Source organism: Vitreimonas sp. (assembly GCF_036392335.1).
Classification (GTDB): domain Bacteria; phylum Pseudomonadota; class Alphaproteobacteria; order Caulobacterales; family Aquidulcibacteraceae; genus Vitreimonas.
In genome coordinates, this window is sequence record NZ_DASVYD010000042.1 from 63,525 (window position 1) to 73,101 (window position 9,577).

The 9,577-nt window shown below is 64.3% G+C and carries 8 protein-coding genes; 3 read left to right on the forward strand and 5 right to left on the reverse strand.

All coding sequences use genetic code 11. The features are described 5' to 3' along the window. Positions 1-29: 29 nt before the first annotated feature. From argE to VF769_RS09995, 3 genes are read right to left on the reverse strand one after another with little or no spacing between them, the layout of a single operon-like run. Positions 30-1,172, reverse strand: coding sequence for an acetylornithine deacetylase (gene argE, locus VF769_RS09985; protein WP_331008254.1), 1,143 nt, complete (start codon positions 1,170-1,172; stop codon positions 30-32). Positions 1,173-1,176: 4 nt separating this feature from the next. Beyond that, positions 1,177-1,725, reverse strand: a complete 549-nt coding sequence (locus VF769_RS09990) for an FKBP-type peptidyl-prolyl cis-trans isomerase (RefSeq protein ID WP_331008255.1) — start codon at positions 1,723-1,725, stop codon at positions 1,177-1,179. Next, positions 1,722-2,387 (reverse strand): glutathione S-transferase family protein, encoded by a 666-nt coding sequence (locus VF769_RS09995; protein WP_331008256.1) that lies wholly within the window; start codon positions 2,385-2,387, stop codon positions 1,722-1,724. Before VF769_RS09995 ends, VF769_RS09990 begins: the two co-directional genes overlap by 4 nt. Before the next feature lie 105 nt (positions 2,388-2,492). On the opposite strand from VF769_RS09995, the gene VF769_RS10000 reads away from it, so the two are divergent. The 3 genes from VF769_RS10000 to VF769_RS10010 all read left to right on the forward strand — a co-directional run bounded on the left by VF769_RS10000 (position 2,493) and on the right by VF769_RS10010 (position 5,611). Continuing rightward, entirely contained in the window at positions 2,493-3,761 is a 1,269-nt protein-coding gene (locus tag VF769_RS10000; RefSeq protein WP_331008257.1) for a trypsin-like serine peptidase, read from the forward strand. Positions 3,762-3,866: 105 nt separating this feature from the next. Further along, positions 3,867-5,093 (forward strand): threonine ammonia-lyase, encoded by a 1,227-nt coding sequence (locus tag VF769_RS10005; RefSeq protein ID WP_331008258.1) that lies wholly within the window; start codon positions 3,867-3,869, stop codon positions 5,091-5,093. A gap of 77 nt (positions 5,094-5,170) precedes the next feature. Then, a complete protein-coding gene (locus tag VF769_RS10010) occupies positions 5,171-5,611 on the forward strand; it encodes a host attachment family protein (protein WP_331008259.1) in 441 nt (146 codons plus the stop codon). Positions 5,612-5,614: 3 nt separating this feature from the next. On the opposite strand, the gene VF769_RS10015 is transcribed toward VF769_RS10010, so the two are convergent. Both VF769_RS10015 and VF769_RS10020 read right to left on the reverse strand, forming a co-directional pair. After that, positions 5,615-7,534, reverse strand: coding sequence for a S9 family peptidase (locus VF769_RS10015; RefSeq protein WP_331008260.1), 1,920 nt, complete (start codon positions 7,532-7,534; stop codon positions 5,615-5,617). Positions 7,535-7,614: 80 nt separating this feature from the next. After that, the gene (locus VF769_RS10020) at positions 7,615-9,432 is read right to left on the reverse strand and encodes an ABC transporter ATP-binding protein (RefSeq protein ID WP_331008261.1); all 1,818 of its coding nucleotides are present in this window, start codon (positions 9,430-9,432) and stop codon (positions 7,615-7,617) included. Between the last annotated feature and the right edge of the window lie 145 nt (positions 9,433-9,577).

The window sequence follows — 9,577 nt, forward strand, 5'->3', positions numbered from 1 at the left end:
CTGTCGAAGGGCGACGCGACGCACACGCCCTAAGCGCTCAGTCTCCCAATCAGCCGCCGCATAAACGCAGCGCCTTCTTCGATCTGCGCAATCTCGATCCACTCGTCGGGCTGGTGCGCTTGTTCGATCGAGCCCGGCCCGCAAATCACAGCAGGCAGCCCCGCGCGCTGAAACAGCCCCGCCTCCGCCGCGTACGCGACAGCTTGCGTCTCGTTATCACCGGTCAGCGCCCGCGCCAGCGTCTCCGCTTCACTGCCCAGATCAAGCTCCAGCCCCGGCGTGCGCGATCGGCGCGTGATCTTCACGCCGCCTTCCGGCGCGCGCTGTTTGATCTCCGAATCGAGCTTTTCCGCTTCGGCAAAGAAGCGCGCCTCGATTGCGTCCGCGCTTGCCGCATCGCCCGTGCGCAAATCCCAGATGAACTCGCAGCGCCGCGCCAGAATATTCACCGCCGTGCCGCCATCCACGCGTCCGATCGTCATCGTCGGCGGTGAGAAATGCGCGTGGCGCTCGCCCTTAGCCTCGCGCGCCATCTGCTCAACCAAATTCATCAGCTTCAGCGCTTCGCTCACCGCCGAGACGCCATGATCCGGCAAACTCGAATGCGCCTCGCGCCCAATCACTTCGACGATGAACGTGCGAATGCCCTTATGGCCCGACACCACCTTCATCGATGTCGGCTCTCCCACAATCACGGCGGACGGCTTCGGCGTTTCACGCACGATCTCACCGATCATGCTCGGCGCGCCTAAACAGCCGATCTCCTCGTCATACGAAAACGCCAGGATCAACGGCCGCTTCAATGGCGCCGCCAACGCTTCATCCACGTGCGCTAACGCCAACGCGACAAAGCTCTTCATGTCGGCGACGCCGCGCCCATAGAGCTTGCCGTCGCGTTCCGTCAGCACCCACGGATCGCTCGACCAAGGCTGCCCATCAACGGGCACAACATCCGTATGCCCCGAGAGCACGACACCGCCCTCCGCCGCCGGCCCCACCAGCGCGTAGAGATTAGCCTTCGTGCCCTCCGCATTCGCCACGCGCCGCGACTCAATACCCCGAGCGCGCAAGAACGCTTCAACCCACTCGATCAGCGCCAAATTCGAATTGCGCGACGTCGTATCGAACGCGATCAAGCGCGCGAGAATGTCGAGTGTGGGCGCGATGCTCACGCTCCTAGCGCCGCGCCGGCGCTTCCACGACCTGTCCGCCCGGCTCTTGGAACGCCAGCAGCACAATGCGGAATTGCAGCGGCGCGGCCGGCGGGATCACCGGCGGGCGGCCTTCTGGGCCATAGCCCAATTCCATCGGGAAGGTCGCGACGATCTCATCGCCCGGACGCATTTGCGCGATCGCTTCCGAGAAGCCCGGCACCACCGCCTGCAACGGAAACGCCGCTGGCTCGCCACGCTCGAAGGAGGAATCGAACACCGATCCATCCGCCAACTTGCCTTCGTAATGCACCAACACTTGCGCATTCACGGTCGGCCGCGGCAGCGACTGATTGGGCCCCCGCGCGCGACGCTCGATCAAGAGACCAGACGGAAACGCTTCCACACCCGGCTGCGCGCGAATTTCGGTCAACCATTCGGCGCCGCGCGCGCTGGCTTGCTGCGCGGCTTCCGTTTCCTGTTTTTCCGCGCGTTCGATTTCAGCCATCACACCACTTCCATTGCCGCAGGCCGCGAGCGTGAACGCCACAGCCGCCAAAACATATTTCATCATCGGTACAGATCTTCCGCTGTTTGAATGACCCAAGTTTCAGCTTCGGCCGCGCGCTCCCAATCCTGGAACGCGGCATCGGCAAAAATCGCGTCGCAATAGGCCTGCGCGGGCGCCGGGACCGTCACCTTGTACGTGCGCAACCGCGTCGCCACGGGCGCGAACATCGCGTCCGCTATGGAGCGTTGGCCAAACAGAAACGGCCCGCCGGATTTCTCTAGCGCATGCGACCACGTCGTGAACAATTGGGTGAGATCCGTGCGCGTATCTTCCGGCCAGCTTGGCTCCGCCGCCAAGCGTCGGCGCACATTCATTGACATATCCCGCCGCACCGCGCCGAAACCTGCGTGCATTTCCGACGCCAGCGCCCGCGCCTGCGCGCGCACCAACGGCTCTTTCGGCCACAGCGACGGCGCCTGCTCGGCCGCCCATTCGCAAATCGCCAAGCTCTCGTGGATCACCACGCCATCCACGTGCAGCGCCGGGACCCGACCGCTGGGCGAGACGTCGCGCACTTCCTTGATGGCGGACTGGCCGTAGCCCTCGCCGCCCAGCGGAATGATATGTTCCTCGAAAGCGATGCCGCCCCATTTCAGCGCCAGCCAGGGGCGCATCGACCAGGACGAGTAATTCTTGTTGCCGATGTGGAGAATGGGCGTGGCCATGGCGGCGCTTGTTTCAGAGCCGCCGGGCGAGATCAAGGCGCGTCCGCCGCTTTCCCCCGCCTCCGACGCAGGCTACGCTCGTGCGCGAGGGCGGCGGAGAGAGAAATGCGTCTTTTGGCGGCTGCGGCGACAATCGCCGCGTGTGTGATCGTGAGCTTTGCCGTGACCGCGCGCGAGGTCGGGCCGTCGGTACGGAGCTTCAATCTCACCGGCGCGACCGCCTTCACCACCGAAGCCGCACCGCCCATCACCGATATTCAAAAGCAAATCCGCAAGCGCCCCGGTGCGCCCGGCCCCGGCAATGATTCCTGCCGCTGGGCCAACGATAACGAGTGCGACGATCCCGACATCGGCACTGGCGCCTGCACGCTCGGCACGGATTACTCCGATTGCCGCGCCTTACGCGAAGGCGAGAACGATTCCTGCCGCTGGGCGCGTGACGGCGAGTGCGACGAACCGGGCTTCGGCACCGGCGCCTGCGTGCAAGGCACCGACCGCACCGATTGCGGGGCCATCGCTTGGATGCGCAACCAAAGCGACCGCTGCGACACCGCTCTCAACGGAATCTGCGAAGAGCCTGGCCGCGGCCGCAGCGGCACATGCGCCGCACGCACGGACCGCGCCGATTGCCACAGCCGCGAACGCCCGCTCACCATCAACGATCACTTCTTCGGCCGCGACGATCGCGTGCTCGTGCCCGTCAACGAAGCGCCGTGGCGTTTCATGGGTGTGCTGCGCATGTCGAGCGGCGAGAGCTGCACGGCGACGCTGATCGCCAGCAACGTCATCGTCACGGCCGCGCATTGCATCCACAGTCAAGGCGGCCTCAACGCGACGGCTGCCTTCACCACCGCCGACGGGCGTCACACCGCCAACGTCACCGCGTATATGATCGACCCGCGCTTCAATTATCAGCGCTTCAATTCCGGCGACGAGATCGACGGCATGGATTGGGCGCTGCTGCGCCTCGATCAGCCTCTGGGCGACCGCGTCGGTCATGCCGGCGTGCGCAATCTGACCGGCGAAGGCCGCGCGGTCGCGCTCGCCACCGACCTGCAGCAGGCCGGCTATTCGTGGGACACGGGCGACAACCTCTCGGGCAATCTGCGCTGCCGCATGGTGACCGTCCACAACGACAACACCTTCGCGCACGAATGCGACACCACGCGCGGCGATTCTGGCTCCGCGTTCGTCGTGCGCAATGCGCGCGGCGGCTACGACGTGGTCGGCACCGATTCCAATTTCCGCTCCAATCCCGGCGGCCCATTCATCTATATCGCCGTGAGTGCGGCTGCCTGGGCCGGACGCGCCCCCGACTTCATCGCCGGCCGCACCGGCACGCCGGTGGGTCAACGCACGCCCGGGCGGAAATAGTCGAGCGGCGTCGGGACCGCTGCTGCGAGACGTGGCGTCACCCTGCCTTTCCGGGCCGGCTCACATTGAACCTTAAAGCGTGGCCCGATAGGGTCGCGCCAATTCATGCTCGACACACACGCCGCCGCACCGCCCGTCACCCTGCAATCCGTCCGCGAAGCCGCAGAACGAATTAAAGGCCGCGTGCTGCATACGCCGACCAATTATTCGGCCAATCTTTCCAAAGCGCTCGGCCTCGATATCTGGGTCAAGTACGAGAACCAGCAAGTCACCGGCGCCTTCAAGGAACGCGGCGCGCTCAATCGGCTGCTCCAGCTCAATGCCGAAGAGCGCCAGCGCGGCGTCATCGCCGCCTCCGCCGGCAATCATTCGCAAGCGCTGGCCCAGCACGGCGCGCAACTCGGCATCCCCACCACGATCGTCATGCCGCGCGGCACGCCGAACGTGAAAATCCAACAGACCAGCGCGCGCGGCGCGACTGTGGTGATCGAGGGCGAAACCTTCGACGACGCCTATACACACGCGCTGAAACTGCGCGACGAGCGCAATCTGGTTTTCGTGCATCCGTTCGACGACGCCGGCGTGATCGCGGGCCAAGGCACGGCCGCGCTCGAAATGTTGGCCGACGCGCCCGACCTCGACACGCTGATCATTCCCATCGGCGGCGGCGGGCTGATCTCCGGCATGGCGGTCGCCGCGAAAGCGCTGAAGCCCTCCATCCGCATCATCGGCGTCGAAGCCGCGATGTATCCATCCTGGGACGCGCGCACCCGCGGCGAGACGGCCAAATCCGGCGGCATGACCATCGCCGAAGGCATCGCCGTCAAGCAGGTCGGCAACCTCACCTTCGCCATCGCGCAGAATCTGATCGACGACGTCATCGTACTCGAGGAGGAATTCTTCGAGCGCGCCATCTCGCTCTTCGTCAATTGCGAGCGCACCATTGCCGAGGGCGCCGGCGCGGGCGGCCTCGCCGCGCTCATCAAACACCCCGAACAATTCCGCGGTCAGAAACTCGGCCTCATCCTCTCCGGCGGCAATATCGACACACGTCTGCTCGCCTCGGTGCTGGAGCGCGCGCTTGTCCGCGAGGGCCGCATCGCGGTGATCCGCTTCGTCGGCGACGACCGGCCCGGCACGCTGGCGACCAGTTCGCGCATCATCGGCGAGATGGGCGCGAACATTCTGCAAGTTGAACACCACCGCATGTCGCTTTCCGCGCCCGCCAAGGGCGTCGAGTTCGACATCGAAATCGAAACCCGCGACGCCCAGCACACAGCCGAAATCATCGACGCGCTGCACGACGAGGGTTTTAACGCGCGCTGCCTCTAGGGGCCGCCTCCGGTTTGAGTTGACGCAAACCCGGAACGCCCATTTGCTGGCAGCGTTGCCTGGCAATGGAGGTTTCTATGCTTGAAAGCGGAACGGCTTGGTTCCTTGTGGCCGACGGACGCCGCGCCCGCCTGCTCGTGGAAGAGCGGCGCGGCGCGCCCCTGCAAGAACCGTGGTCCATGGAAATCGGCGGCGAGGACCTCTACGACGCCCAGGACCGACCGCCGCGCAGTTTCGACAGCGTCGGCCCCGGTCGCCACAGCATGGAGACACGTGATCTGCACGAAGCCGAGGAAGAGAACTTCCTTAAGCGGGTGGCCGAGCGCGTGACCGACGCCGAGAAGCAAAAGGCCTTCGAACACCTGGTGATCGCCGCGCCGCCGCGCGCCCTGGGGCTGTTGCGCAACTTGTTGCCGCGCAACACGCAGTCTCGCATCCGCGCCGAAACCCCCAAGGACCTGCTCGACGAAGAGGCGCCGAAGCTCCGCGAGCGGCTCACGGAACTTCTACGCGGCTAGGCTCTATTCGAGCCCGAGAACCCGTCGGAAGAACAAGGTTTCCGCTTCGCGCTGCGCCTCCTGATTTTCGCGCCGCGCGAAGCCGTGACCCTCGTTCATCGCGATCATTAGCCACGCCTCACCGCCATTGCGGCGCACGGCGGCATAGACTTGCTCCGCTTCGGAAACCGGCACGCGCGGATCGTTGTAGCCGTGAATCACGAAGATCGGCTTGTTCACGTTGTTAATATTGTTGAGCGGCGAAATCCGATCGAAGACCGCGCGCATTTCCGGATCGCGCTCATCGCCATATTCGGCGCGGCGCAGATCGCGCCGATAGCCCGACGTATTCTCAAGGAAGGTCGCGAAATTGGAAATGCCGACGATATCAACGGCGCCGGCCAAACGATCATTGTAATGTGTCATCGACGCCAACACCATGTAGCCGCCGTACGAGCCGCCATAGACCACGACCCGATCCTTATCGAGCGTGTTCTGCGCGCCAATCCAATCCAGCAACGCGCCGATATCGCGAACAGAATCCTCGCGCTTCTCGGCATTGTCGAGCGCCAGGAAATCGCGACCGTAGCCCGACGAGCCGCGCACGTTCGGCGCAATCACGGCGACACCCAATTCATTCACCCAATATTGGATGGTCGAAGAAAACCCTGGGCGGAATTGCGATTCAGGGCCGCCGTGAATGTTGATGATCACCGGATGCGGGCCAGGCGTGCGCGGCCGATAGAGAAAGCCCGTGATCTCACGCCCATCGAACGACGTCCACGAGATCAGCTCAGGATTCACGAACGTGCTTTGCGGAATGCCGCCAGTTTCGCTCTGCGTCCAACGCGTCAGGCGGCGTGTCCGCAGATCCCAGCTATAGACATCGCCCGGCGCCGTTGAGCTGTTCAGCGTAAAGCCAATGCGGCGGCTCTCGCGATCGAACGTCACGCCGCTGACGATCCCCGGCGGCAATTGCGGCGCCGGCAGCGCGCGCTGATTGCTGGCGTTCATCAGATGCAGCGTGGATTGCCCAGCTTCATTGACCACGTAGGCAATCGTGCGACCGTCCGGCGAGAGATCAAAGCTCTCCACGCCCCAGCTTAAATTCGGCGTCAGCACCGTGCGCACGCCAGTCGCCAGATCAATGCGCACCAGTCGATGGAACTGCGAACCTTCGTCCGAAGCCGTGATAATGGAGCGCCCGTCGGGCGTAAACTCGCCGCCTTGATACGAAACGCTGATGTCGGGCGTCAGACGCGTCACCTGCCCCGTCGCAATGTCGAGCAGCGACATTTGTGTTTCGGCGATCGAGATGTAACGCTGCAATAGCAGCATGCGTCCATCGGCGCTAAAATCCGCGGGATAGACCGCACCCTCGGCGTCCAGCACGCGCCGGCGCTGCGCGCCACCGGCGCCAGACACCATGATGTCGTAGTTCGGCTCCGCGTTCGGCACGAACGACCATGCGATCTGTGCGCCGTCATCGCTCCAGATGAAACCCTCATTGCGCGTGCCGTCATCGGTGATTTGTCGTGCGCGGCCCGTCGCGCTCTCCAGCAGATAGCCACCGAAATTTTCGTTCCCGCCGACATCGCGCGTAAACAATATTTCGCTGCCGCCTGGACGACGACCAGCGCCGGTCACGCGCTCCTCAAAAAACGTCAGCTGCGTACGCGCGCCCATCGGCTGATCGACCCGGTGAAGCTGCGCTGTATCGGCAAAGCGCGTCAGGATGAGCACACCGCCATCGGATGTCCAATCGGCGAAGCTCGCCGCCCGCGTGTTCACATATTGGCGCAGACGGTCCGCCACATCAGGCGGCGTCTCCGGCACATTCTCGACCCGCAGCGCGCCGCGTTCCTCGCGCTGCGGCGCCGTTTGCGCCCCCGCGGGACCCGTCACCGCGACCAATACCGCAACAGCCGAAAGAAGCGCGCGCATGCAGATTGCCCCGTTTAACCCGCCAAAAAGCTAACGGACGCGCGCTGTCAGGCAAGCATCATTGCGACGAATGCGCGGATTTAAGCCGCCGCACTCTCGACCGCGTCATGTTCGGCCACGAAATGGCCGGGCGCCACTTCGATCCAGTGCGGCCGATATTGCACAGCATCCGGATCGTCGACCACGCGCGACTTCAAGAAGCGCAGGCTGGCGCGCGTATCGAGCGGGCTCGGCAAGTCGCCGACGAGACGCACGCGCGGCTTATTGCGGGCTACGTCGGGATCAGGCGTCGGCGCCGCGGCCAGCAGCGCTTTCGTATAGGGATGACGCGGATCGCGCAGGATCACTTCCGCAGGCCCGTACTCCACGGCGCGACCCAGATAGAGCACCAGCACATTGTGCGAGATCTCGCGCACCACGGCGAGGTCATGGCTGATAAACAAAAAGCTGGTGCGGAACTCGCGCTGCAGATCAGCCAACAGCTTCAAGATTTGCGCCTGGATCGACACATCGAGCGCCGACACCGCCTCATCGCACACGACAAGCTTCGGCTTCATGATCATCGCTCGCGCCACACCGACGCGCTGGTTCTGTCCGCCCGACAATTCGTGCGGATAACGATTGATCAAGTCCGGATCGAGCCCGACTTGGTGCATCATGGTTTTGGCGCGCTCTTCGCGCTGCGCTCGATCGAGCTCCGGCGCGAATGAGAGCAGCGGCTCTGAGATGGAGGCGCCCAGCGTCATGCGCGGATCGAGGCTCGCCAGCGGGTCCTGAAACACCATCTGCAAATCTTGCCGCGCCTTGCGGATCGTCTCGCGCTCGCTCGGCACCAGATTGCGGCCCAGGAAGCTGACGCTGCCGGCGTTGCGCGGCAGCAGCTGCACAACCGCGCGCGCCAGCGTGGATTTCCCACACCCGCTCTCGCCGACAATGCCCAGGGTTTCACCCGCGCGCAGCGCAAAACTCACGCCGTCAACGGCGCGCAACGGCTTGGTCTTGCCGAAGATCGAGCCGTCTTTCACATGTACGGGGAAGCTCACGCGAATGTCATCGACGCTGAGGATCGGTGCGCCTGTATCCGGCGCCGGCAAATCCACCGCACGCGCGCCATCGATGCGCGGCACCGATTGCAGCAGCATGCGCGTATAATCCGCCTTCGGCGCGGCGTAGATTTCATCGACCGTCCCGGTCTCGACCACTTCGCCGCGACGCATCACCGCCACGCGCTGCGCCATGCGCGCGATCACGCCCATGTCGTGCGTGATCAGCGCCACGGCCGCATTGGTGTCCTTGCGCAAATCCTCGATCAGATCGAGCACCTGCGCTTGCACGGTGGCGTCCAAGGCCGTCGTCGGCTCGTCCGCGACCAACAGCGCCGGCTCCGCCATCATCGCCATTGCGATCATCACGCGTTGACGCATGCCGCCCGAAAGCTCGTGCGGATATTGCGTCAGCCTGCGCGCCGCTTCTGGAATGCGCACGCGCTCCAACCATTCGATCGCCCGTTGCCGCGCCGCCTCGCCCTTCACTTTGAAATGGTGCGCCAGCACTTCTTCCATCTGCGTTTCGATGGTGAGGTGCGGCGTCAGCGCTGTCAGCGGGTCCTGAAACACGAATGCGACATGGCGGCCGCGGAACCCGTCCATGTCCTTGCGCGGCAGGCCCAAGACCTCGCGGCCCTGGAATTTCACCGAGCCCGATACTTTGGCGTTCGCCGCCGCCAGGCCGAAAGCCGAGAGAAACGTCTGGCTCTTGCCCGACCCGCTCTCGCCCACGATGCCCAGGCATTCGCCTTTGCCGATCGCCAGTGAAACGCCCTTGACCGCCTCCACTTCGCCGTCGGGCGTATCGAAGGTGACGACGAGGTTGGAAATTTCGAGAACGGATTCAGTCATACCGCATGTGTAGCCGGCGTTGCCGCTGCGTCCAACCTTCCCTAGCGGCTCCTTCGACAAGCGGCCCCGTTCCAGCTATCGAATGCGCCAGGAGTGACGCAAATGGCCGTTATGAATTACCTCACCCAGTGCACCTTCGATTTTG